The sequence below is a fragment of the Pseudomonas sp. FG29 genome (genome assembly GCF_057809355.1).
Genome location: NZ_JBMDJU010000005.1, coordinates 23,133 through 48,154, shown reverse-complemented (window position 1 = coordinate 48,154; position 25,022 = coordinate 23,133). Strand labels below are relative to the sequence as shown.

The 25,022-nt window shown below is 66.3% G+C and carries 21 protein-coding genes and 2 riboswitches; of the genes, 10 read left to right on the top strand and 11 right to left on the bottom strand.

What is annotated here, in order from left to right; all coding sequences use genetic code 11:
- Window positions 1–4: 4 nt before the first annotated feature.
- Together ACODS1_RS07990 and ACODS1_RS07985 are read right to left on the bottom strand one after the other, a co-directional pair.
- Entirely contained in the window at window positions 5–2,161 is a 2,157-nt protein-coding gene (locus tag ACODS1_RS07990; RefSeq protein WP_489085214.1) for a TonB-dependent receptor family protein, read from the bottom strand.
- A gap of 220 nt (window positions 2,162–2,381) precedes the next feature.
- Window positions 2,382–3,551 (bottom strand): MFS transporter, encoded by a 1,170-nt coding sequence (locus ACODS1_RS07985; protein ID WP_489085213.1) that lies wholly within the window; start codon window positions 3,549–3,551, stop codon window positions 2,382–2,384.
- Window positions 3,552–3,689: 138 nt separating this feature from the next.
- On the opposite strand from ACODS1_RS07985, the gene ACODS1_RS07980 reads away from it, so the two are divergent.
- Entirely contained in the window at window positions 3,690–4,130 is a 441-nt protein-coding gene (locus tag ACODS1_RS07980) for a helix-turn-helix domain-containing protein (protein ID WP_489085212.1), read from the top strand.
- A 50-nt stretch (window positions 4,131–4,180) separates the two neighbouring features.
- Here ACODS1_RS07980 and ACODS1_RS07975 read toward each other — a convergent pair whose 3' ends face one another.
- Window positions 4,181–5,134 (bottom strand): helix-turn-helix transcriptional regulator, encoded by a 954-nt coding sequence (locus ACODS1_RS07975; RefSeq protein WP_489085211.1) that lies wholly within the window; start codon window positions 5,132–5,134, stop codon window positions 4,181–4,183.
- Between the two features lie 146 nt (window positions 5,135–5,280).
- Here ACODS1_RS07975 and ACODS1_RS07970 point away from each other — a divergent pair, with 146 nt between their 5' ends.
- The 3 genes from ACODS1_RS07970 to ACODS1_RS07960 are packed head-to-tail and all read left to right on the top strand — an operon-like array spanning window position 5,281 to window position 9,164.
- Complete coding sequence (locus ACODS1_RS07970) at window positions 5,281–5,670, top strand: hypothetical protein (protein ID WP_489085210.1); 390 nt, start codon at window positions 5,281–5,283, stop codon at window positions 5,668–5,670.
- Entirely contained in the window at window positions 5,654–6,883 is a 1,230-nt protein-coding gene (locus ACODS1_RS07965) for an MFS transporter (protein ID WP_489085209.1), read from the top strand. Before ACODS1_RS07970 ends, ACODS1_RS07965 begins: the two co-directional genes overlap by 17 nt.
- A 22-nt stretch (window positions 6,884–6,905) precedes the next feature.
- A complete protein-coding gene (locus tag ACODS1_RS07960; protein ID WP_489085208.1) occupies window positions 6,906–9,164 on the top strand; it encodes a TonB-dependent receptor in 2,259 nt (752 codons plus the stop codon).
- Between the two features lie 7 nt (window positions 9,165–9,171).
- Here the strand turns inward: ACODS1_RS07960 and ACODS1_RS07955 are convergent, their stop codons facing one another.
- Entirely contained in the window at window positions 9,172–10,479 is a 1,308-nt protein-coding gene (locus ACODS1_RS07955; protein ID WP_322980065.1) for an MFS transporter, read from the bottom strand.
- Window positions 10,480–10,630: 151 nt separating this feature from the next.
- Between ACODS1_RS07955 and ACODS1_RS07950 the strand changes: the two genes are divergently transcribed.
- Complete coding sequence (locus ACODS1_RS07950; RefSeq protein ID WP_489085207.1) at window positions 10,631–11,200, top strand: flavin reductase family protein; 570 nt, start codon at window positions 10,631–10,633, stop codon at window positions 11,198–11,200.
- 5 nt (window positions 11,201–11,205) lie between these two features.
- On the opposite strand, the gene ACODS1_RS07945 is transcribed toward ACODS1_RS07950, so the two are convergent.
- The gene (locus tag ACODS1_RS07945) at window positions 11,206–11,817 is read right to left on the bottom strand and encodes a LysE family translocator (protein ID WP_322980067.1); all 612 of its coding nucleotides are present in this window, start codon (window positions 11,815–11,817) and stop codon (window positions 11,206–11,208) included.
- A gap of 93 nt (window positions 11,818–11,910) precedes the next feature.
- On the opposite strand from ACODS1_RS07945, the gene ACODS1_RS07940 reads away from it, so the two are divergent.
- A complete protein-coding gene (locus ACODS1_RS07940) occupies window positions 11,911–12,894 on the top strand; it encodes a GlxA family transcriptional regulator (RefSeq protein WP_489085206.1) in 984 nt (327 codons plus the stop codon).
- An 8-nt stretch (window positions 12,895–12,902) separates the two neighbouring features.
- Here ACODS1_RS07940 and ACODS1_RS07935 read toward each other — a convergent pair whose 3' ends face one another.
- The 6 genes from ACODS1_RS07935 to cobG all read right to left on the bottom strand — a co-directional run bounded on the left by ACODS1_RS07935 (window position 12,903) and on the right by cobG (window position 19,151).
- Window positions 12,903–13,508, bottom strand: a complete 606-nt coding sequence (locus ACODS1_RS07935; RefSeq protein ID WP_489085342.1) for a LysE family translocator — start codon at window positions 13,506–13,508, stop codon at window positions 12,903–12,905.
- 60 nt (window positions 13,509–13,568) lie between these two features.
- Window positions 13,569–14,411: an AraC family ligand binding domain-containing protein gene (locus tag ACODS1_RS07930; RefSeq protein ID WP_489085205.1), complete on the bottom strand. Its 843-nt coding sequence runs from the start codon at window positions 14,409–14,411 to the stop codon at window positions 13,569–13,571.
- Between the two features lie 148 nt (window positions 14,412–14,559).
- The gene (gene cobJ / locus ACODS1_RS07925; protein ID WP_489085204.1) at window positions 14,560–16,215 is read right to left on the bottom strand and encodes a precorrin-3B C(17)-methyltransferase; all 1,656 of its coding nucleotides are present in this window, start codon (window positions 16,213–16,215) and stop codon (window positions 14,560–14,562) included.
- Between the two features lie 263 nt (window positions 16,216–16,478).
- Window positions 16,479–17,222 (bottom strand): precorrin-2 C(20)-methyltransferase, encoded by a 744-nt coding sequence (locus tag ACODS1_RS07920; protein ID WP_489085203.1) that lies wholly within the window; start codon window positions 17,220–17,222, stop codon window positions 16,479–16,481.
- Window positions 17,219–17,845, bottom strand: a complete 627-nt coding sequence (locus tag ACODS1_RS07915) for a precorrin-8X methylmutase (RefSeq protein WP_115290359.1) — start codon at window positions 17,843–17,845, stop codon at window positions 17,219–17,221. Before ACODS1_RS07915 ends, ACODS1_RS07920 begins: the two co-directional genes overlap by 4 nt.
- A complete protein-coding gene (cobG, locus tag ACODS1_RS07910) occupies window positions 17,838–19,151 on the bottom strand; it encodes a precorrin-3B synthase (protein ID WP_489085202.1) in 1,314 nt (437 codons plus the stop codon). The genes ACODS1_RS07915 and cobG overlap by 8 nt, the downstream gene beginning before the upstream one ends.
- Before the next feature lie 92 nt (window positions 19,152–19,243).
- Window positions 19,244–19,438, bottom strand: a riboswitch (cobalamin riboswitch).
- 56 nt (window positions 19,439–19,494) lie between these two features.
- On the opposite strand from cobG, the gene cbiE reads away from it, so the two are divergent.
- The 4 genes from cbiE (at window position 19,495) to ACODS1_RS07890 (ending at window position 25,015) form a co-directional block, all read left to right on the top strand.
- Entirely contained in the window at window positions 19,495–20,697 is a 1,203-nt protein-coding gene (gene cbiE, locus ACODS1_RS07905; RefSeq protein WP_489085201.1) for a precorrin-6y C5,15-methyltransferase (decarboxylating) subunit CbiE, read from the top strand.
- Window positions 20,694–21,413 (top strand): cobalt-precorrin-6A reductase, encoded by a 720-nt coding sequence (locus ACODS1_RS07900; RefSeq protein WP_489085200.1) that lies wholly within the window; start codon window positions 20,694–20,696, stop codon window positions 21,411–21,413. Before cbiE ends, ACODS1_RS07900 begins: the two co-directional genes overlap by 4 nt.
- Before the next feature lie 230 nt (window positions 21,414–21,643).
- Window positions 21,644–22,336, top strand: coding sequence for a (2Fe-2S) ferredoxin domain-containing protein (locus ACODS1_RS07895; protein WP_489085199.1), 693 nt, complete (start codon window positions 21,644–21,646; stop codon window positions 22,334–22,336).
- A 121-nt stretch (window positions 22,337–22,457) separates the two neighbouring features.
- A riboswitch (cobalamin riboswitch) is annotated at window positions 22,458–22,651 on the top strand.
- Between the two features lie 264 nt (window positions 22,652–22,915).
- Window positions 22,916–25,015: a TonB-dependent receptor gene (locus ACODS1_RS07890; RefSeq protein ID WP_489085198.1), complete on the top strand. Its 2,100-nt coding sequence runs from the start codon at window positions 22,916–22,918 to the stop codon at window positions 25,013–25,015.
- Window positions 25,016–25,022 lie beyond the last annotated feature (7 nt).

Here is a 25,022-nt window from a genome sequence, read left to right as displayed (position 1 = left end):
TGTCTTACAACCAACTCCAAGAAATTCCCGTATACACCCCAAACCCTTCACCAGGCGTGGAGCGCGCCGTGTCTGCGCCGTTGTCGTTATAGCCCGGCGTCACGGTGGCGGCATAGCGTTTGTCGGTCAGGTTGCGCAGGTCGAGCCAGGCTTGCCAGTCGTCCTTGGGCGAGGCGTAGCCGAGGGTGGCGCCGAAGGTGGCGTAGGCATCGGCGTAGTAGGAGTTGGCGTAGTCCACCGCCACCTTGGAGGCGTACTGGCTGTTGAGGCCAGCGTAGAAGCCGCTCGGGTGGTCGTAGCGCAGCTCGGCCTGATAGTAGTGGCGCGGCAGGCCGGGCAGGCGGTTGTCGCCGAATACGTCGTCGTCGCGGTAGTGGAAGTCGCTGAAGGTGTAGGCCTGGCGCAGGCTCAGGGCGCCCGCCGCACCACCTTGCCATAGCGGGCTGGTCAGGCCGGCTTCGATGCCCTGGTGCACGGTGGGGCTGGCGTTGGATTCGGCGAAGACGTTGGGCTCGATCTCGACGGTGAGCAGTTCATGGCGCACCTGCGAGTAGTAGTAGGTCAGCTCCCACTGGCCCAGTGCGGACTCGCCCCGCCCGCCGACCTCGAAGGTGGTGGCGGTCTGGTTGTCCAGGCTGATGGCAGCGCTTTGACGGTTGCTCCATGGCTGGTTGCTGGTGGGGAAGCGCAGCGGCGAACTCCAGAGCATCGACCAGGCATGCGGCGGCTCCACCGAGCGGCTGATATTGCCGAACAGTTGCACATCGGGGTTGAGCTGATAGCGCAGGCCGAGGCGCGGGGCGTAGTCCCAGGTGTGTTCGCTGAGCCTGTTGTCGGTGGCCGGCCAGGTCACTTCGGCTTCACGGCGGGTGTAGACCAGTGCCAGGCCACTGGTCAGCCACAGATCGGGCATCAGCTCCGTATCGTTGCTGAAGTGCAGCACGTTGTCCGAACCCAGGTGCTCGTAGTCGCGCATCAGGGTACCGGCTGGATAGGTGACTGGGGTTCCAACAACCGGTGTTACGGTGATTGGCAGCGCCACGGTTTCCTTGGATTTGCTGCTCGGCAGGTTGGTGGTGCTGCGTAGTCCAAGGGTGGTCACGCTGTTCAGGCCGAACAAGCTGTGCCGGCGGGTGTAGTTCAGCGTGCCACTGATATCGCTGTAGTCCACGCGGATGCGATAAGCGCCGCTTCGATAGAAGGTCTCGGTGATATCCATCGGGTAGTGGTGGTAGGCCAGTCCGGCGACCAGGGTGGAGTCGTCGTCGATCTGCCAGGTGGTCTTGTTCGCCAGCCAGGTGCTGCCGGGTTGGTCGCGGTGGGCGTCGATGCGCAGGTTGTTGGCAACTGCCTGACGCGGGTCATCCTTGAGCTGGGCCTTGGTCAGGCGGCCGGGCGTTTCGTGCTCGGTCTCGCGGTAGCGCAGGTAGAAGCGCGTTTCCAGATTCTCGTTGAGCCGATAACCGAAGTTGGCGGCGATGCCTTTGCCCTTGCCGGAGGCCTGATCCTGATAGCCGTCGGTATGGCTGTCGGTCAGCGCCAGGTAGTAGTCGAAATCGCCCAGCACCTGACCGGAGGCGATGTTGCGTTTCTGGTAGCCGTAGCTGCCGGTTTCATAGCGCAGTTGCAGCTTGGGCGCGGTGTAGCCGGTGTGGGTGATGTAGTCGATGGCGCCGCCCAGGGCCAGCGAACCCCGCTCGAAGCCATTGGCGCCGCGCAATACTTCGGCGCGACTTATCCACAGCGGCTCCAGCAGTTCGTAGGGCGTGCCGCCGGAGCCGGTCAGCGGCAGGCCGTCGAGCAGGATATGGGTACCGGAGGCGTGCGAGCCGGGGCCTCGGTTGATGCCCGAGCCACGCAGGCTGATCTTCACCCCTTCGTTGCCGGGGGACTGCGCGTAGACGCCGGGCTGGTAGGCCAGCACATCGGCAACGCCGGCTACACGGCCCTGTTCGACCTTGCTCATGTCCACCAGGTTGCTGGCGCCGGGCACCTGCTCGAGGTCTTCGCGTGCGGCGTCCTCTTCACTCATCCGTACGCCGCTGACTTGCAGGGCATCGAGCTGCACGGGCTCTTCGGCGAAGGCGCTGTGAGCGCTCAGGCAGGCGAGCGTCAGCAGGGTAAGACGAGCAGGGTGGCGGGGAAGCGGCAGGGGCAGCATGCAAGGGCTCCATTGAGCGGGCGGCGAGTGAGTCTGATGGAGACGACGGGGGATTGGTCACGAAGCAGGGGCGGCATCGGGCGGATGGCAAACCGGCGCGGCGAGTCTTGCACTCTGGGCTTGCCAGGTCGACCCGTTCTGGCGAGACAACCCGGCCGACGTGACGAACATGCCCAGCCGCCAGGCCTGGCTGAGCCCATCAAGGCGCTCGCTTTATCCGTTACAGAGGCTGTGCATCCGCTGCCTGCTGCCGTGAGGCAATGGCCAGCGCCGCGAGCATCAGTACGCCGGCCAGGAGAAAGGTCTGTCGCATCCCTGCTGCGATGGCCGAGGCCGGTGCAAGCGCGAATGCATCCGTACCCACTGCGGCAGCGAATACGGCGCCCATCGCTGATGCGCCAACGATCAGGCCGAGGTTGCGTGACAGGCCAAGCAGGCCGGAGACCGTACCCTGCTGTTGCGATGGCGTTTGGGCGAGTGCTGCAGTGTTGTTGGCCGCCTGGAAGAGCTGGTAGCCCGGGGTCAGGACGATGATCGCCAGGACATAGCCGGCCATGCCGATCGCATTGGGCAGCAGTGCCAGCAGCCCCGAACCTGCAGCCAGCAGAAGGAGCCCCATGACGAGTACGCGGCGACTGCCCCAGGTGTCGACCAACTGCCCGCTGGGAACGCCACTGACAATGGAGATCAGCGGCCCGACCGACATGACGAGCCCTACCTGCGTCGCCGTCAGGCCGAGACCGGCACCGAGGTAAAAGGGGCCGACCACCAGCGTCGTCATCATCACGGCAGCCACCAGCAAGTTGATCAGGAGATTGGGCAGCAACTCGCGATTGATCACCGACCAGAGGCGTGAGGGCTGGGTCGACTTGCGCTGGCTGCCGTTCGGCAGCAGCGAGACGGCGAGGATCAGCGCCAGCACTGCCAGTGGCACCAGTACCCAGAAGACGGCGCGCCAACCGGCCAGCGGGATCAGCAGGCCGCCCAGTGTCGGGCCGAGTGCGGTGCCGAGAGCCGATACGGTGCCGAGCAGGCCCATGGCGCGCCCGATACGCGCTGCGCTGGCGGTTTGCCGCATCAACGTCATGGCGAGCATCATCAGAAAGGCGGCGCCGATGCCCTGCAGCGCCCGTGCGGCGATCAGCAGCCAGAGGTTTGGGGCCAGGGCACAGAGCAATGAGGCGCTGGCGAAGAGGGCAAGGCCGGCCAGCAGGATGTTCTTCGCGCCATATCGATCAGCGAGCCGGCCAGCACTGACGACCGATAGCGTCAGCGCGGCGAGATAGGCCACCACCACTGCCTGCACCTGGGCGAAGGGGGCTGGGAAGGCGGCCGCCAGTTCCGGTAGCGCGATATTGGCGATGCTGGTGCCGAGCGAGGCGAGCAGCATCGACAGCGCCAGAGTCACTGTGATGCCTGTCTGAGTCCGCCTCGAAGATGGTGAGTCGATCGCGTTCATTGCCGTGCCCTCTTGCCGAAATTGATGGTCGTGAGAAGCTTGCAACTTCAAGTCGACTTGAGGTCAAGCATGAAATTTCTGGATATCGGAGAGGTCGCGCAACGCAGTGGTCTCAAGCCCTCGACCCTGCGTTACTACGAGGAAGCCGGGCTGATCGCCTCGGTGACCCGCATCGGCTTGCGCCGCCAGTTCCCAGCCGAAGTGCTGCTGCAACTCAAGCTGATCGCCATGGGCAAATCGGCGGGTTTTTCGCTTGAGGAGATCGCCGGCATGTTTGGCGCGAACGGCGTACCGGAGCTGCCGCGCGAGTTGATCCGCACGAAGGCCGATGCCATCGACCGGCAGATCCGTGAGCTGAGTGCGCTGCGCGACACGCTGCGGCATGTCGCTGACTGCCCGGCGCCCTCGCACCTGGAATGCCCGACCTTTCGCCGTCTGGTCGAGGTGGCTGGCAGGCGTGGTGCCAAGCGCAAAAGCGGCAAGCGCGAAACCAACCCTGGCGTCGGTTGAGGGGCTTCATTCCCTCGGTGGGGTTCAGGGCGTGCGCTCGGCTATCGAGATCAGCGCCGGGCCTGCGACGGCGGAAATCCATACTGGCGCTTGAACGCGGCGCTGAAGCTGCTGAGGTGTTCGTAACCGGCCAGGCTGGCGGCGTCCTCCACCGACAGACCCTGCTGGCGTATGGCGTGATAAGCCCGGGCCAGGCGCTGGCGGCGCAGGTAGGCGGCAATGGTGGTGCCGTTGCGGCTGCGAAAGGCGTTCTGCAGGTCGACCGGGTTGGTGCCGAGCTGGCGCGCCATGTCGGCGATGCTCAGGGTGTCGGCCTCGCCGCTGTCGAGCCACTCCTTGAGGCGCGCCAGGCAGCGTTCGAGGTGGCTGCCGAGGCGTTTCTCCTGGGGCGTGTCGATGCCGCGCAGGATGTCGCAGGCCAGATCCAGGGCGAAGCTCTCGCGTTGCAGGCGCTGCAACAACGGCGGCAGCGTCGCGTCACGTTCGAGCAACTGGTGGGCGCGCTGGAGGATGTCCAGCGAGGGTTGCCAGGGCAGGTTGTGCCAGTGGCTGCGGCTAAAGCGCAGCAGGGCGTCGCTACGTAGTTGGCTGCCGAGGGCGACCTGTTGCAGCCAGTCCGGGGTGATGCTCAGACACACCTTGGTTTCTTCGCGGCCGCTGCGCCAGTGGCGCTGGAACTGGTCGGCATCGGTGAGGTTGACCAGCATGGCGCGCTGGCCGCCGGGACGGGCGTCGAACTGCAGGCGCTGGCGCGGCAGACTGACTTCGGCTTCACCCTGCAGCAGGAAGGCGGCAGTGATGCCCGGTGCCAGGCGGTTGTCGCTGCTGGCGTCGACCAGATCGCGGCTGTGGCTGAAGTAAAGCACCAGGCCTTCGCTCAGCACCTGCACCTGTTGTTCACCGTCGAGCACCGGCTGTTCGCCCGGCAGCTCGCGCTGGAAACGCAGGTTGCCGCCGAGGGTGTGGGCGACATCGCTGAGCTGACCGCAGGTGAAGACCGTCATGGTGGCGTGACCGATGGAAGTTTCGTTGCGGCTAATTTTTCCTTCTTTTCGCCTAAGCGCGCAACATTGTTCAGAATTATTCTCATGTGCAATGAGGTCGCAATCGTCCTGGTTGCGTCACCAATGATCATGGGAATCACACAGCGATGGGTTTGCTCCTCACGCAAACGACGGTGGTCGAGGCGGTCTTCCACGACCATGTCGACGCGGCGCAGATACGCCAGTGGCTGGACGGCATCGAGCGTCTGATCGAGGGCCGTCAGCCGTTCTTCTTCATTTCCAGCACCCGCGAGGGCAGCACCTTCGCCGAGGATTACCGGGCCATCCAGGGCGTCTGGTACAAGCAGCACAAGGCGGCGTTCCGCGAGATTTGCCAGGGGCTGGTGCGCATCGCCGCTGACGCCGACGAGCAGGCCCGGCTCGACACCCCGGCGCTGCATGCCGCCTGGGGCGTGCCTTATTTCGTCACCCTGGACAGGACGCACGGCTATCGCTGGATCGCCGAGCGCATGGTGAATCATGCAGCGTCCGTCTGAGCAGGTGCCGGTGACCCGGCTGGCGCTGGCGGTGATCGTGGTGCTGTACCTGGCCCACGCGCTGCCGCTGTACTTCTTCAACGTGGCGATGCCGGCCATTCTGCGTAGCCAGGGTGTCGACCTGCGCTGGATCGGCATGCTCTCGCTGCTGTACATCCCCTGGGCGTTCAAGTTTCTCTGGGCGCCGCTGGTCGACCGGCATTACCTGCACAGCCTCGGCCGGCGTCGTACCTGGTTGTGGCTGACTCAGGCGGCGCTGGTGGCCGGCATCCTGGTGCTTGCCTTGACCGGGCTGGAGCACGGCCTGCTGCTGTTCGTGCTGGTGAGCCTGTGGATATCCACCTTCGCCGCCACCCAGGACATCGCCATCGACGGCTACACCGTGGAGTCGCTGGCCAGCGAGGATCATCGTCTCGGCAGCATGGCGCAAAGCATCGGCGTGGCTCTGGGCAGTATGTTCGGCGGTGCCGGCGTGCTGTGGTTGTACCAGGTGGTCGGCTGGCAGAGCGCGCTGCTGACCCTGGCCGGCCTGAGTGCCTTGACCATGCTGGCGGTGGTGCGGGTCGATGACCGCCTGCCGGCACAAGCCGAGGCGGCCAGGCCGGGCTTCATCGCCACCTTCAAGCGCCCGGAGATCCGCTGGGCGCTGCTGCTGATCCTGGTCTATCGCTTGGTCGAGGCACCGGCCATGGCCATGCTCACGCCGATGCTGGTGGATCGCCAGTGGTCGCTGACACAGATCGGCCTGCTGATGTCGGTGGCTGGCGCCAGCGTCGGGCTGCTCGCCGCCGTGGCGGCTGCGCGCCTGTTGCAGCGCCAGCGTGCGGCGACCCTGCTGCTGCGCGCCGGCTGGCTGCGCAGCCTGGCCTATCTGGCGGTCGCCGGGCTGCTGTTCAGCGGCCTGGCCGACGGCTCACCGCTGTGGCTCGGCGCCATGGTGCTGGTGCTCCTGGCCATCCGCTACCTGGCGATGACCAGCCTCTACGCCCTTTTCATGCAGCTCTGTTCGCGGCAGCAGGCCGGCACCGACTTCACCGTGCTGGTGTGCTTCGAACTGCTGGTGTTCTTCGTTGGCGGTTCGCTGTCGGGCTTCCTCGCCAAGGGCCTGGGTTACGAAACCTATTACCTGCTGCTGGGCGCGCTTTCCGTGCTCAGCGTCCTGCTCTGCAAACCCATCGTCCGGCGCATTCAGGCCGGCACCGACAATCATTGACGCGCTTTCTCTGGGGGAAACCATGAGGCATCTTTCGGCATCCATGCAGGTCACCTTGCTCAGCCTGGCGGTGAGCGGCGCGCTCCACGCGCAGGCCGACGACACATCGACCAGCCAGGTTCAAGAGCTCGGCCCGGTGGTGGTCACCGCCACCCGTTCGGCCAAGAGCGTCGCCGAGATCGCCGGCACGGTGTACAGCATCGAGCACGAACAGGTTGCCGAGCAGGCCACGGCCGGGCGCTCCACGGCGGATATCCTCGGCCAGCTCGTGCCTTCCTTGGCGCCGAGCAGCGGCACCACCAGCAACTACGGCATGACCATGCGCGGGCGCACCGTGCAGGTGATGATCGACGGTGTGCCGCTGACCGGTTCGCGTGACGGTGCGCGCCAGCTCAACAGTGTCAGCCCGGCGATGATCGAGCGCATTGAGGTGATCTCCGGCGCCACCAGCATCTACGGCGCCGGTGCCACCGGCGGCCTGATCAACATCATCACGCGCAATGCCGACGACGAAACCAGCGACTTCAGCAGCCGCATCGGCCTGCGTACTCCCGGCAAGGCTGCGCGTGACGCCATGGCCTACGAGGCCTCGCAGACCGCCACCTTCCACCAGGGCGCGGTCAGTGGTTTCGCCGGCCTGAGCTACACCCAGCAGGGCGAGATTCGCGACGCCGACGGTGATCGCATCGGCCCGGAAATCTCTCAGACCGACCGCCAGGACACCACCAGCTTCGATTTCAACGGTCGCCTGACCTGGCACCTGGACGACGACCAGCAACTGAGCGGCGGCGTACGCTACTACGACGACGAGCAGGACAGCGACTACGGCCCTGATTACGGCCCCAATCTCAATGTCCTGCTCAACAGCGCTGCCCCCAGCCACAAGGCCGTGGATGGCCTGCAACTCGACGACCAGCCGCGCACCCGTCATTACGGCGCCAATGTGCAGTACCTCAACCGCGATCTGCTGGGTGGTCAGCAACTGACCGCCGAAGCCTACTACCGCAAGGAAAAGTCGCGCTGGTTCCCCTTCGCCAGTGCCGTGACCAACTCGGCGTTGCCGGGCGGTGCCGCTTACGTGGCGATGCAGTCGAGTACCGACATCGACGTCTGGGGCTTACGCACCGCCTTGCAGAAAGGCTTCGAGCTGGCCGGGCGCGACCTGCAACTGAGCTATGGCCTCGACTACGAGCGCGAGCAGGATCGTCAGGACGGCCAGTTCTACGACTTCACCACGTTCTTCACCAGCAACGGCCTGGACTACCGCGAGACCTACAGCTCCTCGATGGGCCCGGACGTGGAAGTGAGCAAGACCGGCGCGTTCCTGCAGGGCGACTACCAGCTTACCGAGCGCCTCAGCCTGCAGGCCGGGGTACGCCGCGAAACCATCCGCAACAAAGTGGACGATTCCATCCCCTATGGCGAGGCAGTCACCGCCGCCACCGTGGCCGGCTACCAGGCGCGCACCCTGGAAGGCGGTAACGTGCGCCACAGTGAAACCCTGTTCAACCTCGGCGCGGTGTACAAGCTGACCGACAGCCAACAACTCTTCGCCAACTTCTCCCAGGGCTTCAGCCTGCCCGACACCCAGCGCATGCTGCGCGACGTGCCGGCCAGCTTCGTCATCGATAGCAGCAGCATCGATTCGATCAAGGTCAACAACTACGAACTGGGCTGGCGTCTGGGCGAGGCCAGCGGCCTCAACGCCGGGGTGACCGCCTTCTACAACACCTCCGACAAGGTGGTGCAGTTCAACCGTGATTTCAGCGTCTCGGTGGCCGATACCGACGAGCGCGTGTGGGGCGCCGAGGGCAACCTGCAGGTGCCGGTCGCCGAGGGCTGGACGCTGGGCGGCACCCTGGCCTACACCCGTGGCCAGTACAAGGACGCCGCCGGCGACTGGCGCGAGCTGAATGCCTTCCGCGTCTCGCCGCTGAAGGCCACCGTCTACAGCGACTGGAAATTCCAGGAGGGCTACGGCGTGCGCCTGCAGGCGCTGACCGTGGGTGGCAGCGACCGTGCCTACGACGACGCCCAGAAGGCGGCGATCAGCCCGAGCATCCGTGCCACCCCGGCGAGCAAGATCCAGGGTTACACCGTGGTCGACCTGATCGCCCATGCGCCCTGGTTAGGTGGCGAGGTCGGCTTCGGCATCTACAACCTGGCCGACCGCGACTACAAGACCGTCTACGGCCAGCAGGCCGAGGCCACCTACGGCGCCATCTCCAGCCTGCCGGCAGCCGGACGCACCTTTGGCCTCAGCTACTCGGTGGCGTACTGATCGGCTTTCAGTCCGCGCGGTAGTTCAGCGGCCGTTTCGACGATTCCGGCAGCGCCAGGCCGCCCGCCAGGGCGATCAGGGCTATGACGATCAGGTAGTAGGCCGGCGCCATGCGATCGCCGGTCTGCTCGATCAGCCAGGTGGCCACCAGCGGCGCGGTGCCGCCGAAGAGCGTATAGGCCAGGTTGTAGGTGAAGGCCGAGGCGGTGTAGCGCACCCGAGTAGGGAACTGCTCGGACAGCAGCACTGCCGTCACCACGCCGCAGATCACCGCACCGACGGCCAGCAGCATGGCGCCCAGCGCCGACGGCAGCAGCGCGCCGGAGGTGGCCAGGGTAAAGGCCGGGTACACCGCGACGATCAGCGCCACCCCAGCGGTGAGAATGGTGCGCCGACGGCCGACGTAATCCGAATAACGGCCGATGAAGGGGCACAGCAAACCGGCGAAGATCAGCGCCATCAGGCTGGCCAGCAAGGCGGTCGGCCGTGTGGCGCCGCCGACCACCTGCATGTAGGTGGTGAGGTACGTGGTGAACATGTAGAACGACAGCGCCGTGGCCGAGATGAAGGCACCCAGGCAGGCGATGGTCGCGCCGTGCAGGCGCAGGGTTTCCTTCAGCGGCGAATGTTCCGGCGCTGGTTCGGACGCCATGGCCTTGAATGCCGGCGATTCATCCAGGCGCAGGCGCATATACAGGCCCACCAGCCCCAGCGGTGCGGCGATCAGGAAAGGCAGGCGCCAGCCCCAGGCCTGCATCTGCTCGCTGCTGATCAACTGATCGAGGCCGAACACCAGGCCGGCTGCCGAGGCGAAGGCGAGGAAGGTCGACACCGGCACGAAGCTGCCGTAACGGGCCTTCTGCTCGGTGGGCGCATGCTCCATGACGAAGGCACAGGCGCCGGCATACTCGCCACCGGCGGAGAAACCTTGCAGGCAGCGCGCCAGCGCCAGCAGCAGCGGCGCGAGCAGGCCGATGCTGGCGTAGGTCGGCAGCAGGCCGATCAGCGTGGTGGCGCCAGCCATCATCAGCACGGTGATCGACAGCACACGCTTGCGCCCGATGCGGTCGCCAAGAATGCCGAAGACGATGCCGCCCAGCGGGCGCAGGGCGAACGACACCGCAAACACCGCGAAGGTCTGCAGCAGCGCCAGGGTCGGATTGCCCGGTGGGAAGAACAGCGAAGCGATGGTCACGGCGAGAAAACCGTAGACGGCGAAGTCGAACCACTCGACGAAATTACCGATGGCCGAGGCGGCGATCACCTTGCGCAAGGTGGCCGGGCTGACCTGCTGACTGCTGTGTGTGCCATTCATGCAACGCTCCTGATCCCTGATTTAGACGGCTTCAGGCAGGTTACGGAGCGATGACCGGGGCATGCGCCACGCAGGCGACGGTGACGTTGCCGTGAGCGACCTGGCTGGGCGAGTATCGCCATCTCTCATCCATGCCCAGTTTGGAGACACCATGCAGCCCCATCTCGCCCCGGTCGACCTGGTCAAGGCCTACCGTTTACTCAACCACGGCCCCACCGTGCTGGTATCGGCCCGTCACCAGGCTGTGGATAACGTCATGGCGGCGGCCTGGTGCTGCGCCCTGGACTTCGATCCGCCGAAGCTCAGCGTGGTGCTGGACAAGGCCACCCGCACCCGCGCGTTGATCGAGGGCAGCGGTCTGTTTGTCATCCAGGTGCCGACCGTGGCGCAACTGCAACTGACCCAAGCAGTGGGCAGTGCCAGCCTGGCCGATGATCCGGCGAAGCTGGCACATGCCGGCGTCGAGCTGTTCACCCTGGATGGCCACGATCTGCCGCTGGTAGCGGGCTGCTCGGCCTGGCTGGTCTGCCGGCTGATCGAGGAGCCGCACAACCAGCAGGCCTACGATCTGTTCATCGGCGAGGTGATCGCGGCCTGGGCCGACGAGCGTGTGTTCCGCGATGGTCGCTGGCATTTCGAGACGGCCGACCCGAGCCTGCGCAGCCTGCATCATGTGGCGGGCGGGCATTACTACGCGATTGGCGAAGCACTCAAGGCCTGACGCACTCAGCGTGCCAGCGGCAGCGCTACGCCGATCAGCACGAAGAGCACGCCGCAACTGCGATTGAAGGTACGACCGCCGCGCTGCAGCCAGGGCCGCACGCGGAAGGCCAGCAGCGCCAGCAGCAGCTCGACGAGGAACTCGACCACGGCGAAGGTCGCTGCCATCACCACGAACTGCATGGCCAGGCCGCGTTGCGGGTCGAGGAATTGTGGCAGAAAGGCGCCGTAGAACAGGATCACCTTGGGATTGGACAGCGCCGACAGCAGGCCCTGGCGAAACAGCCGGGCGGCGCTGGGGCGGGTGCCGCTGTCGGCCAGGGTCAGGTTCATCGGCGGCGAGCGCCACAGTTGCACGCCCAGCCAGATCAGGTAGGCACCGCCGATCCACTTCAGCGCCAACAGCGCGGTGGGTGCGGTCTTGAGCAGCGCGCTGAGGCCGAACATGGCCAGGGCGATCAAGGTACTGAAGCCGACTACGCCACCAAGAATGGTCGCCAAGGCCATGCGCGCGCCGTACAGCCCGCCGTGGGTTAGCGCCAGCAGGCTGTTGGGGCCGGGCGTCAGCGCCAGGCCGAGTGTGGCGACGAAGTAGACGAGCCAGAGTTCGAGGGCCATGCGGGTCTCCTGTGAAGGCGCGGCCAGTCTAGTCAGCGGCAGGTGTGGTAATGAGGTAGATTCTGGTCATCTAACGGTTGATTCTGGACGGTCATGGTCGAAAGCCCCGATCTGCGTTTTCTCCTGCTGCCGTTGCCGGAGTTCGCCCTGCTGCCATTCGGTGGCTTTCTCGACAAGCTGCGCTTCAGCGCCGACGACGAGGACTACAGCCGTCAGCGCTACTGCGCCTGGACGATTCTCGGCCTGCAGCCAGGGCATGTTCAGTCCAGCAGCGGTGCGGCGCTGCGTATCGAGGCCACGCCGGAGCAACTCGACCTGGCCGACTATGACTATCTGGTGCTGTTCGGTGGGCGTAACGCGCAGGCCACGGCCGCGCTGGCGCCGGACTATCAGGCGTTACTGCGGCGCGCTGCACGCGCCGGAGTGAAACTGGTGGCGATCGACAATGCCAGCTTCCTTCTCGCCGCTTGCGGCCTGCTCGACGGGCATCGGGTGGCGGTGCACTGGCGCCACGAGGCAGAGTTTCGCGCCAGTTTTCCGCATCTGCGCCTGGCTCGTGAGCGCCTGTATTGCATCGATGGTGCGCGGATTTCCTGCGCCGGTGGCGCTGCGGCCATCGACCTGGCGGTGGAGTTGCTGGCCCAGGGCAGCGGTCGGGCGCGGGCGCTCAAGGGGTTGGCCGACATGCTGGTGGACGAGACGCGCAGCGGCCAGCATGCGTTGCGTTCGCTGCATACCACGTCGAGTGGCGAACGCCATGTCGACCGCGCCATCGCCCTGATGCGCCACGGCCTGGCCAGTGCCGACGGCATCGAGCAACTGGCGGCCAGTGTCGGCATCAGCCGCCGTCAGCTCGACCGCCTGTTCCAGGCCAGCCAGGGCATGAGCGCGCGCGAATACTGGAACGAACTGCGCCTGCAGCACGTGCGCTGGCGCCTGCTCAACTCCAGCCACAGCCTGGCGCAGATCGCCGACGAGATCGGCGTCAGCGATGCCAGTCATCTGGGCAAGTTGTTCCGCCAGCGCTTCGGTACCACGCCTGGTGTGATGCGCCGCCAGGCCAAACCCACGGCGTAGGAGCGGCTTCAGCCGCGAAGCTGGGACAGCAACGGCACCCACACCGAGGCCAGCAGCAACAGGGCCATGCAGCGGTTGAACGACAGCAGCCTGGCCGGTTGTCGCAACAGGCGCGCGCTGCCGATGCCGAGCAGGCCCCAGGCCAGCAGGCAGGGAGTGGACACCAGCAGGAACAGCGTTGCGTAGCTCGCCACCGCGCCGAACGAGGCCTGGCCGTCGAGAAAGATCGCCGTGACCGACAGGGTCATCAGCCAGGTCTTGGGATTGATCAGTTGCAGGCCGGCGCCCTGGACGAAGCCCTGACGCCGGTCGACGCTGCGCTCGTCCAGACCGGCGGTGTCAGCGCGCATCAGCTTGCAGGCCATCCAGCTGATCCAGGCGGCGCCGGCCCAGCTCATCGCCGTCTGCAGCAGCGGCGCATGGGCCAGCAGTTCACCGAGACCCAGACCGACTACCAGCAACATCAGGCTGGCGCTCAGGCTCGCCCCGATGGCAATGGAGAGGGCGATGGCCAGACCGAAGCGGGCGGCGCTGCCAAGGATCAGCAGGTTGGTCGGGCCGGGGGTGATCGAGGCTACCGAGGCGAACAGGATGAAGGGCAGCCACTGGTTCATGGCAGTGAAGGGCATTGGGCATCGCTCCATATCAGGTGTGGCGCGATTGTCCGGCTCGGTCTATCCGTGGTCTTGAAGCTTTGTGCAGCGGTTGCGGTAGGCGCCTGGGGTCAGGCCATTGGCGCGGCGGAACCAGCGGCCCAGGTGGCTCTGGTCGGCGAAGCCCAGATCACTGGCGACATCCGCTGGCGCCGTGCCGAGGGCCAGCAGACGGCGGGCGCGTACCAGGCGCAGCTGGATCAGGTAACCATGCGGGGCGATGCCGAAGGCTGCCTTGAACGCGCGGCTTAGGCGAAAGCGGTCGACGCCGCAAGCCCGCGCCAGTTCGTCGAGGCCGATGTTCTGCTGAAAATGTGCGTGCAGGTAGTCGCGGGCGCGCAGGGCCACGCTGGGAATCTGCGGATTACCCGGCAGGCGCTGGCGCCAGTGCAGGCTACGTGAGATGCGTTCCAGCAGCGTATCGAGTGCTGCGTCGCGCACCATGCGTGGCTCTCCGTCGCGTAATGCCTGCAGGGCGTTGGCGATGCACGGCAGCAGGCCGGGGTCGTCCGGCTGGGTGCGCGGCACGCCGGGCAGGCAGTCGCCAGGTGCCTGCTCGAACAACGCCGGCAGCGCACGCTGCAGCCAGGCCGGCTCAAGATAGAGCGTGGAGTAGGTGAAACCGCCCGGCGTCGGCGCATGGCCGTCGTGAATATCGCCGGGCTCGAGGAAGAAGGTCTGCCCCGGTACGCTGCTGAACAGCGCACGACGGCAGTGGAATTGCTGCACGCCCTGTTCGGTGAAGCCGATCAGGTAGCTGTCGTGCCAGTGCGGATCGTAGGCATGGCCCTCGAAATGCGCACGGATCACCTCGATGCCGGTATCGGCATCCTGCTTGAGGTCGACCCATGATTGCGCGTTCATTGCCCGGCTCGCGTTGGAAAGTGGAACGCCTGAGCTTAACCCCTTTGCCGGGCGTGCCTAGAACGTTTGTGCAGATGGCTGGGGCTGTGGATAAAACTCAGTGCCTTGGCCCTACAAACGTTTGGCAATCCTGCTTGAGGGCGATGCTCTAGTCGGCCGGCGCTGGATACCAGCGCGGCGTATACACCCACTCGCCGCCATCGGCGCGCGGGAAGCGGCGGGTCTGGCTGGAGCCGATGATCACCAGGGTGCGCATGTCGACCATCTCCGGCGTCAGCTCGCCGAGGGTGAGACTGCGCAGCGCCTCGGCGGGGCGACCGATATCGCGGCCGAGCACTACCAGGGTTTCCGGCGCGCGGTGCTGGCGCAGCAAGTCGAGCGCGCGGCCGAGCTGCCAGGGGCGGGATTTGGAGATCGGGTTGTAGAAGGCCATGGCCAGGTCGGCGAGGGCGGCGTGCTCCAGGCGTTTCTCGATCACCGCCCAGGGCTTGAGGTTGTCCGATAGCGAGATCAGGCAGAAGTCATGACCCAGCGGCGCGCCGGCCTTGGCAGCCGTGGCCAGGGCAGCGGAAACGCCCGGCAGTACTTCCAGTTCGACGCCTTGCCAGGTCTCGTCCTGCGGGCTTTCCAGCGCCTCCATCACGGCGGCGGCCATGGCGAACACGCCGGGATCGCCGGAGGAGATCATCACCACCCGCCGACCGCTGGCGGCCAGCTCGAAGGCATGGGCGGCGCGTTGCAGCTCCTCGCGGTTGTCGCTGGGGTGCAGGCATTGATCGGCACGCAGCGGGCCAGCCATCTTCACGTAGGTGTCGTAGCCGAGCAGGTCTTCGGCCTCGTCAAGGGCACGGCGTACGGCGGGAGTCATGTGCTCGGCCGCGCCGGGGCCGAGACCGACCACGCTGAGGCGGCCACGGCGCTGGCCGAGGCGTTCGATATCCAGCGGCTGTTCACTCAGCAGCAGGCGCAGGCCGTCGCCGGCATGGTGCTCGGTTGGCAGCTCGGTGGTGCTGTGGATAAAGCGCAGCGGCAGCTTCAACTCGTCTGCGGCGGCTTGTAGCTCGGCGTTGGCCATCCAGCCTTTGTCCGCAAGCAGGCAGGCAAGTGCTTGCGGCGCCAGCTTGGCATCGCTCAGCGCCTGCTGCAGACGTGCCGGCAACTCTGTATCGGGGCGTTCGATCAGTGCGGCGGCGCTGCGCGGGTGGATCAGCAGTTCGTCCGGCTGCGCCGGGCGTGCCTGCGGGGTGATGTGGATGACCCGACTGGCGGCGTTATCCACAGGCAACTGCGCGGCTTCCAGCCAGGGCGCCTGGCCTTCGATACGCACCGTTTCGCCGCCGAGCAGGTCGCTGACGAATCGCTTGCCTTGCTGCAGATCGGCCAGTGCATAGCCGGCAGGCGGCTCCAGCAGGCAGGTGCCGAAGCGCAGCTCACCGCTGGTGGTGATGGCTGGCGTGACGCCCAGGTGCGCGGCGATCTCGCGGGCCAGGCGGTTGACCCCGGCCAGGCCGCCGAGCAACGGCACCACGGCGCTGCCATCCTCGGCCAGGGCCAGCACCGGTGGCTCGGCGCCTTTTTCCGCCAGCAGCGCGGCAAGGCTGCGGATAACGATGCCGGCGGCGCACAGCACCAGCAGCGGCTGACCGGCGCGATACAGCGCGCGCAGGTGCTCGCCGAACTCGTCGTAGTGGCGCTCTGCACCGTCGGCACGGCCGCGCAGACCATGGATCACGGCCTGTGGATAAAGTGCCTTGAGGCGTTGTGCAGTGGCCAGCGCGCTAGCGCCGAGGATGACGATGTTCATGCGGTAAATCCTGTAGCCCGGATGCAATCCGGGGAATGGGGCTCCCGGATTTCATCCGGGCTACGGCCTTATGACGGGTAGGGCGGGTGCAACCCGCCAGTTCGCTGTTGGCGGGTTGCACCCGCCCTAAGAATCTTATCCGGACGAGCTTGCGAGCTAGAGACCTACAAGGCAAAAACAGGCGAGGACGCGGAGTTTACGAGTTGTAAATGAGCAGTCCGAGCCTGTTTTTAACGCCGTAGGGCCGACGCGCAGCAGCTCGTTCACCCCCGCCATTTCTGGCCAGGCACAAGAATCATGGAGAAGTACGGCGAATCCATCGGCTCTACTTCATCGAGCGGCACGATCTTCTGGCTGGCCATGGTGGCGCGTTCGACATAGTGGGCGCGGTCGTCCAGGCCGAGCTTGCGCAGCACGCGGCGTACCTTGTCGAAGTTGCGCCCGAGTTTCATCACCACCGCCGCTTCGGCGTCGCGCAGGCGTTGTTCCAGTTCGTCTTCCGGCAGCACGCCGGAGAGCACGCTCAAGCTCTGGTTGCGGTACACCAGTGGCGTGCCGAGCACCGAGGCGCATCCGAGCATCGAGCAGACGCCGGGCACCACCTCCACCTCGTAGCGCTCGGCCAGGCGGTCGTGCAGGTACATGTAGGAGCCGTAGAAGAACGGGTCGCCCTCGCAGATCACCGCCACGTCCTGGCCGGCATCGAGCAACTGGGCGATCTGCTCGGCGCAGGTGTCGTAGAAGTCGGCGATCACATCTTCGTAGGACAGCGGCGGGGCGAGTTTCTCGGTGGTTACCGGATAGACCAATGGCAGACGCTGCTGGGCATCGCTCAGGTGCGCCTCGATGATGCCGAAGGCATTACCACCGTGGCCGGCGTTATGCTTGGCCTTGGCTACGAAATAGGCCACCACGGGGGCGGATTTGAGCAGGCGCAGGGCCTTGAGGGTGAGCAGCTCGGGGTCGCCAGGGCCGACGCCGAGGCCGAGCAGACGGCCAGCCATCATTCCACCTCCGAGGCGAGGGCGTTGACCGCTGCCACCGCCATTGCGCTGCCGCCACGGCGGCCACGCACGATCACGTAGGGCACGCCACGGCTGTCTGCGGCCAGCGCATCCTTGGATTCCGCCGCGCCGATAAAGCCCACCGGCATGCCGATGATCAATGCCGGCTTGGGTGCCCCGGCATCGAGCATTTCCAGCAGGTAGAACAGGGCGGTGGGCGCGTTGCCGATCACCACCACGCTGCCCTCCAGATGCTCGCGCCAATGCTCCAGAGCCACCGCCGAGCGGGTGTTGCCGACTTCGCGGGCCAGCTCCGGTACGCCGGCGTCGTGCAGGGTGCAGATCACCTCGTTGTTCGCCGGCAGGCGCGGGCGGGTGATGCCCTCGGCGACCATGCGCGCATCGCAGAGAATCGGCGCACCAGCCAGCAGCGCTGCTCGGCCAGCGGCGCCGGCACCGGGTGAGAAGCGCAGATCCTCGACCACGTCGACCATGCCGCAGGCGTGGATCACCCGCACGGCGAGTTTTTCCAGGTCGGCTGGGATGCCGTCGAGGTTGGCCTCGGCGCGGATGGTGGCGAAGGAGCGGCGGTAGATTTCCTGGCCGTCGCGGATGTAATCAAGCATCGGGTTTTCCTGCGGGGTGTTGGCGGGCGAACCAGGCGCCGGCCTCGTCGATGGTCATGGCCGGCACCAGCAGACGGCCGAAACCGGGCGCCTCGGGCGTGCGTTGATAGAGCTGGTAGTGGTCGGGCGTGCTGGCCAAAAGGGTGTAGGGCTGCACGCGAGCGCTGGCGCAACTGCGCGGACAGGCGCTTAAGTGCAACTGTGGGCGCGCGCCGTTTGCGCGCAGCAGCTCGGCCAGATGCAGGGCGTGGTGCTTGCTGTCGGCCAGGCCGCGCGCGCACGCCGCCGAGCCGGTGCAGGCAACCAGGCCGAGAAGCGGTTCGTCGAGCTGGGTCAGAAGGCCCAGTTCGCTCAGTGCGGCCAGTAATTCGTCAGCCCTTTCCTTCGCCACGTTGCCCAGCAGCACGCCCTGCCAGGGTGTCAGGTGCAGCTCGCTGTCGCCCAATCGCTCGCTGAGCTCTGCGAGCGTCAGCAGCTGTTCGGCATGCAGACGGCCCAACTGCGCACCGGCCACCACCATGCACAGGCCGTTCTGCGCCTGTGGATAAATTCCTGCCGGCGCACTCTGGTGAACAACGGCGGGCTGCCGAGGGTTAGCAGCAGGCTGCAGGGCAAAGGCCAGCCGTGCCTGCAATTGCTGCAGCAGCTCGCTGGGCGTGATCTGCGCCAGCAAATGGCGCATGCGGGATTGTTCTGGCGTGGCGCGTTCGAGGAACAACAGCAGGAGTTCGCGTACCACATCGAGCGCTTGTGACGCTTCGATGCGCACCAGCGGCGTGTCGCCGGGGCAGCCAGCCAGGCCCAGCAGCAAGTGCTGCTTGTCCTCGGCGGCCAGCCACAGGTCGTGCGGGTGTTCGCGCATGGCCAGGGCTTCGCCGCCGTCCAGTTGCAGGGCGAACTTGGGTGACAGGGCATGTAGCGCCGGGGTGTCCTGCAACAGGTCGAGCAATTGGCTGGCCAGCGGCCGCACATCCATCCGCGCCTGCGGGTCGAGGCCGGCGGCTGGGCTGAGCATCAGGTTGCGCACGTCATCGGCGGCGGCTACGCGCGGGCCGAGCCCGGCAGCGAGCAGGGCATCGATCAGCGGTGCTTCCTGGCCGGGTAGCACGCCACGAATCTGCAGGTTGCTGCGGTTGGTCAGCTCCAGTACGCCGCTGGCCTTGTGCAGCGCGGCCTCGGCAATCGCCCGCGCCTGGGTGCTGCGCAGCACGCCGCCGGGCAGTTTGACCCGGCAGATGCCGCCGTCCAGCGCAGGCACGATGCGCAGCAGGCCGGGGCAGGCGGAAGGGCGGACGGATGCGGGCAAAGGATCACCTGTGGATAACGACGCGGCGACCAAACCAGCGAAATCCTCAAGGGATTCCATGGCATCGGTACACCCCGCCCGATGTTGGCACTCGCGACCAGCGTTCGTCGGCAGGTCTCCTGGCTGACAGGTCTTGGTCTGTTGCGGCCTTCCCGGACATCCAGTGGCGTGGGTGCAGCAGACTCGCTGTTTACAGTTGCGGGGGCAGCCACGGTTTAGCCGTGTTCCCTCTTAGGCCCGTTGCGGAGTCGTATCGACTCAAGGGCACCGACGAAGCCTGTATTATGCCCGCTTTGCCCGGAGCGCGGACAGGCGCTCTGTCGGGCCCGTGCGAGGACATTGGATGAAACCCTGGTTGACCCTGGTCGGCATCGGCGAAGACGGCTACTCCGGTCTCGGCAAGGCCGCGCGCCGCGCCCTTCTGGCGGCGACTCGCATCGTCGGCGCGCCACGGCAACTGGCGCTGCTGCCGCCGTGCATCAGTGGCGAGCGGGAAACCTGGCCGAGCCCCTTCGACCTGCAACCACTGCTGGCGCGGCGTGGGGAGGCGGTGTGCGTGCTGGCCAGTGGTGACCCGATGTTCTATGGCGTCGGTGCCAGCCTGGCGCGCCAGGTTGCCGCCGACGAGCTGCTGGTTTTACCCGCGCCGTCCTCGGTGTCCCTGGCGGCCGCGCGTCTGGGTTGGCCGTTGCAGGAGGTTGAGGTCGTTTCGCTGGTGGGGCGGCCGCTGGCCATGCTCCACGGCAAACTTTTTCCCGGCATGCGCCTGCTGGTATTGAGCGCCGATGGCGACACGCCCGCTCAGGTCGCCGAAGCCCTGCGTGCCCGTGGTTTCGGCGCCAGTCGTCTGACCCTGCTGGAGCACCTTGGTGGCCCTGATGAGCGCCGCCTCGATGGCCAGGCCGCAAGCTGGAACCTGCCGCGTGGCGCCGATCTCAACCTGCTGGCCGTGGAATGTCTGGCCGATGCCGGGGCGCAATTGTTGCCACCGACCTGTGGCCTGCCCGATGACGCCTATCGCCACGATGGTCAACTGACCAAGCGTGACGTCCGCGCCGTCACCCTAGCACGCCTGGCGCCGCTGCCTGGCGAGCTGCTGTGGGATGTCGGCGCCGGTTGCGGCTCCATCGGCATCGAGTGGATGCGTGCGCACCCGGCTTGCCGCGCTATCGCCATCGAGGCCAACGAGGGGCGCCAGGAGCATATCCGCCATAACCGTGATGCCCTCGGTGTGCCGGCCCTGCAACTGGTCGCGGGGCATGCGCCCGAGGCGCTGGTGGGGCTGCCCGCGCCGGACGCGATCTTTATCGGTGGCGGCGTCACCGTGCCCGGTGTGCTGGATGACTGCTGGGCTGCGCTCAAGCCGGGCGGGCGTCTGCTGGCCAATGCCGTGACCCTTCAGAGTGAGGCGGCGCTGGTAAGTTTTCGCGAGCAGCACGGCGGTGAGCTGTTGCGTCTGACCGTGGCCCAGGCGCAGCCGCTGGGTGGTTTCGACACCTGGCGTGCGGCGCTGCCGATCACCCTGCTGACGGTGCGCAAGCCATGAGTGCGCGGATCCTGCTGCTCGGCGGCACCACCGAGGCGCTGCGCCTGGCGCGCCGGCTGGGGCCGGAGACGGTCTACAGCCTGGCCGGTCTGGGACGCGTGCCGGACGACCTGGCCTGCCGTGTGCGCGTCGGCGGTTTCGGTGGTGCCGAAGGACTGGTCGCCTTTATCGCCAGCGAAGGCATCGAACTGCTGCTGGATCTGACCCACCCCTACGCCGCGCAGATCAGCCATAACGCCGCCCGTGCCGCCGAAATCGCCGGCGTGCCCTGCTGGGCGCTGCGTCGACCCGGCTGGCAGCCAGGCGTGGAGGATGACTGGCGCGAGGTGGACGGCTGGGATGAACTGACCCGCGCATTGGCGCCATTCGAACGGCCCTTCTTCACCTCCGGACGCGAGCCGCTGGCGCATCTGCATGAGATTCCTGAGCACCAGCACTGGACGGTGCGCTGCCTGCAGGCCGAGCTGGCACCGCCGCGCGCCGAGATCATCGGCGCGCGCGGGCCGTTCTCCCTGGACGAGGAGCGTGCACTGTTCGCCCGCATCCGCTGCGACGTGCTGATCAGCAAGAACAGCGGCAGCGCGTCCACCGAGCCGAAGCTGCAGGTGGCGCGTGAGTTGGGCCTGCCGGTGCTGCTGTTGCGTCGTCCCGAATTGCCGGTGGTGACGCGCGAGTTTGCGGAGTTGGACGCCCTCTGCGATGCGCTGCCCCTGTAGGGCGGGTGAAACCCGCCAACGTCAGCCCGGCGGGTTACACCCGCCCTACGCTTGACGCCACGCCGCCTGCCATTGCCAGTGGTGACGCGCGAGTTCACCGAGTTGGATGCCTGGGGCGAAGCGCTGCTTCTGTAGGGCGGGTGAAACCCGCCAATGTCGGTCTAGCGGGTTGCACCCGCCCTACGCTTGCCGTTGCGCTGCTAGACTGCCGCCCCGTTTTGGAGACTGTCATGAGCCAAGCCCCTTACGCGCGCATCCTGTTTATCGGCCCCGGCCTGGGGCGTGGTGCATCGTCCGAGCGCCTGCAGCAGCGTATCGAAACGCTGCTGGGCGAGGCGCATCTGCATGACAGCGAGCAGGACAGCTTCTGGCAGGCCATCATTGAGGCGCCACGCCCGCTGCTGGTGGTCGATCTGGAGCCGCGCGCCGATGCTGCGCACCGCGACTGGCTGCGCGAGTGCATCGCCGAACGCGGGAACGGGAGCGAGGTATTCGTGGTTTGCACCGCCATGCAAGACACCTGGCTCGATGGCCTGGGCGCGTTGCTCGAGCGCCGCGAAGCGCATATCCCCTGCAGCGACGTGCCAGCCGTGCCGGAACACCATGCCTGGTCGCAGATTCCGCCGCATGCGCAGCGCCTGCTGCTGTGCAACGGCCCGCGCTGCACGCGCAAGGGCGCGCTGGGCCTGTGGAAAACCCTGCGTCAGCGGCTCAAGGCCGCCGGCAAGCTGGAGTGCGAGGGCGGTGTGCATATCACCCGCAGCCAGTGCCAGTTTCCCTGCGACCTGGGCCCGACCGCGAGCCTTTATCCACAGGGCGAGTGGTATGGCATCAAGGATGAAGCGGCGGTGATCCGCCTGGTCGACGAGCGTCTGGTGGCGGGCAGGGCGTTGCCGGAGTTGCGGATCGATGAGCAGGCTTAATGTCCGCCCCCTTTCGCGGCTGACGCGCAATGCCGCCCAACTGCTCCTATAGAAGAGCAATCGCCGCTAAAGCGCCTCCCACAGTCGGCCCCGCGCCTTGACTTGAACGGAGGCGGGTGGTCATATCCGCCCCGCTTCAGGTGTCTCACGCCGCCGCGCGTGAGGTGAAACGGGAAGTCGGTTGAAGTCCGACGCTGCCCCCGCAACGGTAAGCGAGCGACCGCATCGATACGCCACTGTGCGCCACGCGCATGGGAAGGCGATGCGTTCATGACCCTCGCAAGCCCGGAGACCGGCCTGGAGTCGTTTGTGTCTGGCAACCCGCGGTGGGCGGGCGTTGACTCCAGTAGGGCGCGCTCGCGCTCCTGTCTGCTGTTGCGCATTTCCATCGGATTGCCGTGCCTTTTCCCTGACGATGGAACACTCATGGCGCGCCATTTCCGCTTCAAACAACCTTCTCTGGCCATTTCGGTCACGGCTCCTGCTTGCCTGTATTCCAGGCTGCGAAGATCGATAATGTTATGTTATAACAATTACATTCCATCCTTCGATTCTCCGCGCAACAACGGAACTACTGCCGTGCGAAACCCTGTTCTTCACTGCACCTGGCCGCTGGCCCTGCTGTTCAGCGGCCTGGCCCTGGCCGACAAGGCTGTCGATCTGCCCGCACTCGATGTCCAGGCCAAGGCCGCCGAGGAGGGCGAAAGCGACCTGCGCACGCCCACCACCAGCGGTTCGCGTCTGGAGCTTTCGGCCATGCAAACCCCGGCCAGCACCAGCAGCCTGAGCGGCGCCGAGGTGCGTGAACGCAACAACCTGACGGTACAGGATGCAGTAACCCGCACGCCCGGCATCAGCTTTATCGGCACGCCCGGCAATGGTGGCACCGCGCTATCGGCACGCGGCTTCACCGGCCACTCGGCGACCATGCAGCTCTACGACGGCACCCGCCAGTACGTCGGCGCCGGCACCGTGACCTTTCCGGTGGACACCTGGTCGGTGGCGCGTATCGATGTGCTGCGAGGCCCAGCCTCGGTGCTCTATGGCGAAGGCGCCACCGGCGCGGTGATCAACGTAGTGCCGAAGAAGCCCTTCGCTGGGCCGGTGGAGAATCACCTGCGCCTGGGTTATGGCAGCGACGACCGCCGCCAGGCCGCGCTGGACAGCGGCGGTTCGTTGAGCGACGCACTGAGCTATCGCTTCAACCTCAATCAACAGGCCAGCAATGGCTGGGTCGACCGGGGTGATTCCGACAGCCTGGCGCTGAGCGCCGCGCTGCGCTGGGATGCCAGCGAAGACTTGAGTTTCACCCTGTTCCACGACCAGGGTGAGCAGAGTCCGGAGCGCTACCTCGGCACGCCGCTGGTCGATGGCAAGTTCCGCGAGAGCCTGCGCGAGCGCAACTACAACGTCGCCAACGCCGATATCCACTACAACGACCAGATCACCCGCCTGGTGACCGACTGGCGCATCAACGACGCACTGACGGCCAACAACCAGCTTTACTACGTCAAGACCCAGCGCTACTGGCGTAACAGCGAGGCCTACCGCTGGCAGCCGGGCGATACGGTCGAGCGCGGTGACTTCTGGCGCATCAAGCACAACCAGGAGCAGCTCGGCGACCGCCAGAGCTTCAGCCTCGATCACGCCCTGCTCGGCCTCGACAGTCGCACGGTGGTCGGTGTCGACTACAACCATATTCGCTTCTCCCGCCACCACGATTTCGACAACACCTTCACTGACAGCGTACCGCTCGGTCAGTCCGGCGGCGGCAGCTACCAGAGCACCGACAGTTACCGCCCACGCGAGCTGAACCTGGCCCGGCAGTTCTCGCTGTTTGCCGAGAACCGCACCCAGCTCACCGAGCGCCTGGCGCTGGTCACTGGCGTGCGCCGCGATCAGGTGCATCTCGAGCGCAGCAATCGGGTCGATGACAGCCGTGTCGACCGCAGCCTCACGGGCGACAACTGGCGTGCCGGCCTGGTCTTCGCCCTGACCCCGGAACTGTCGCTGTACGGCCAGTACGCCACCAGCACCGAAGGGGTGAGCAACCTGCTCACTCTCAACCCGAGCCAGCAACAGTTCGACTTGAGTGAAGCCAAGCAGACCGAGATCGGCCTCAAGCAGCTTTTCTGGGGCGGGCAGGGCGAGTGGACGCTGGCTGCCTATCACATCGTCAAGGAGAAGCTGCTCAGCCGTGAGACACCGACATCACCCACCGAGCAGATCGGTCAGCAGTCCTCTGATGGCCTGGAGGCCACGCTTGAACTGGCGCTGGGGCGTGGCTGGCAGGTTTCGGCCAACGCGGCGTTCGTGCGTGCCGAGTACGACGATTTTGTCGATGGCGGCGGCGACCGCAGCGGCAATCGCCCGGTCGACGTGCCCAGGCGCACGGCCAACCTGTGGCTGAACAAGGCTCTCGGCAGTGGTGTGGAGGCCGGCATCGGCGCGCGTTATGTCGATGCACGTTATGTCGATACGGCCAATACCGAGAAGGTGCCGGGTTACACGGTGGTCGATGCGAATATCGCCTGGCAGATGCTGTCGGACGTGCGCCTGGGCCTGGAGTTGAATAACCTGTTCGACCGCCAGTACGCCACCAGTGCCAGCAGCGATGGTCAGCAGTGGTTCCTTGGCGCGCCGCGTTCGCTGTTCGTCACGGCGGATTACAGCTTTTGAAGCGCGC

Excerpts from the sequence above, each read along its gene's own strand:
- ACODS1_RS07990 (WP_489085214.1), bottom strand. The coding sequence starts at position 2,161 with ATGCTGCCCCTGCCGCTTCCCCGCCACCCTGCTCGTCTTACCCTGCTG.
- ACODS1_RS07985 (WP_489085213.1), bottom strand. The coding sequence starts at position 3,551 with ATGCTGCTCGCCTCGCTCGGCACCAGCATCGCCAATATCGCGCTACCG.
- ACODS1_RS07980 (WP_489085212.1), top strand. The coding sequence starts at position 3,690 with ATGAAATTTCTGGATATCGGAGAGGTCGCGCAACGCAGTGGTCTCAAG.
- ACODS1_RS07975 (WP_489085211.1), bottom strand. The coding sequence starts at position 5,134 with ATGACGGTCTTCACCTGCGGTCAGCTCAGCGATGTCGCCCACACCCTC.
- ACODS1_RS07970 (WP_489085210.1), top strand. The coding sequence starts at position 5,281 with ATGGGTTTGCTCCTCACGCAAACGACGGTGGTCGAGGCGGTCTTCCAC.
- ACODS1_RS07965 (WP_489085209.1), top strand. The coding sequence starts at position 5,654 with ATGCAGCGTCCGTCTGAGCAGGTGCCGGTGACCCGGCTGGCGCTGGCG.
- ACODS1_RS07960 (WP_489085208.1), top strand. The coding sequence starts at position 6,906 with ATGAGGCATCTTTCGGCATCCATGCAGGTCACCTTGCTCAGCCTGGCG.
- ACODS1_RS07955 (WP_322980065.1), bottom strand. The coding sequence starts at position 10,479 with ATGAATGGCACACACAGCAGTCAGCAGGTCAGCCCGGCCACCTTGCGC.
- ACODS1_RS07950 (WP_489085207.1), top strand. The coding sequence starts at position 10,631 with ATGCAGCCCCATCTCGCCCCGGTCGACCTGGTCAAGGCCTACCGTTTA.
- ACODS1_RS07945 (WP_322980067.1), bottom strand. The coding sequence starts at position 11,817 with ATGGCCCTCGAACTCTGGCTCGTCTACTTCGTCGCCACACTCGGCCTG.
- ACODS1_RS07940 (WP_489085206.1), top strand. The coding sequence starts at position 11,911 with ATGGTCGAAAGCCCCGATCTGCGTTTTCTCCTGCTGCCGTTGCCGGAG.
- ACODS1_RS07935 (WP_489085342.1), bottom strand. The coding sequence starts at position 13,508 with ATGAACCAGTGGCTGCCCTTCATCCTGTTCGCCTCGGTAGCCTCGATC.
- ACODS1_RS07930 (WP_489085205.1), bottom strand. The coding sequence starts at position 14,411 with ATGAACGCGCAATCATGGGTCGACCTCAAGCAGGATGCCGATACCGGC.
- cobJ (WP_489085204.1), bottom strand. The coding sequence starts at position 16,215 with ATGAACATCGTCATCCTCGGCGCTAGCGCGCTGGCCACTGCACAACGC.
- ACODS1_RS07920 (WP_489085203.1), bottom strand. The coding sequence starts at position 17,222 with ATGATGGCTGGCCGTCTGCTCGGCCTCGGCGTCGGCCCTGGCGACCCC.
- ACODS1_RS07915 (WP_115290359.1), bottom strand. The coding sequence starts at position 17,845 with ATGCTTGATTACATCCGCGACGGCCAGGAAATCTACCGCCGCTCCTTC.
- cbiE (WP_489085201.1), top strand. The coding sequence starts at position 19,495 with ATGAAACCCTGGTTGACCCTGGTCGGCATCGGCGAAGACGGCTACTCC.
- ACODS1_RS07900 (WP_489085200.1), top strand. The coding sequence starts at position 20,694 with ATGAGTGCGCGGATCCTGCTGCTCGGCGGCACCACCGAGGCGCTGCGC.
- ACODS1_RS07895 (WP_489085199.1), top strand. The coding sequence starts at position 21,644 with ATGAGCCAAGCCCCTTACGCGCGCATCCTGTTTATCGGCCCCGGCCTG.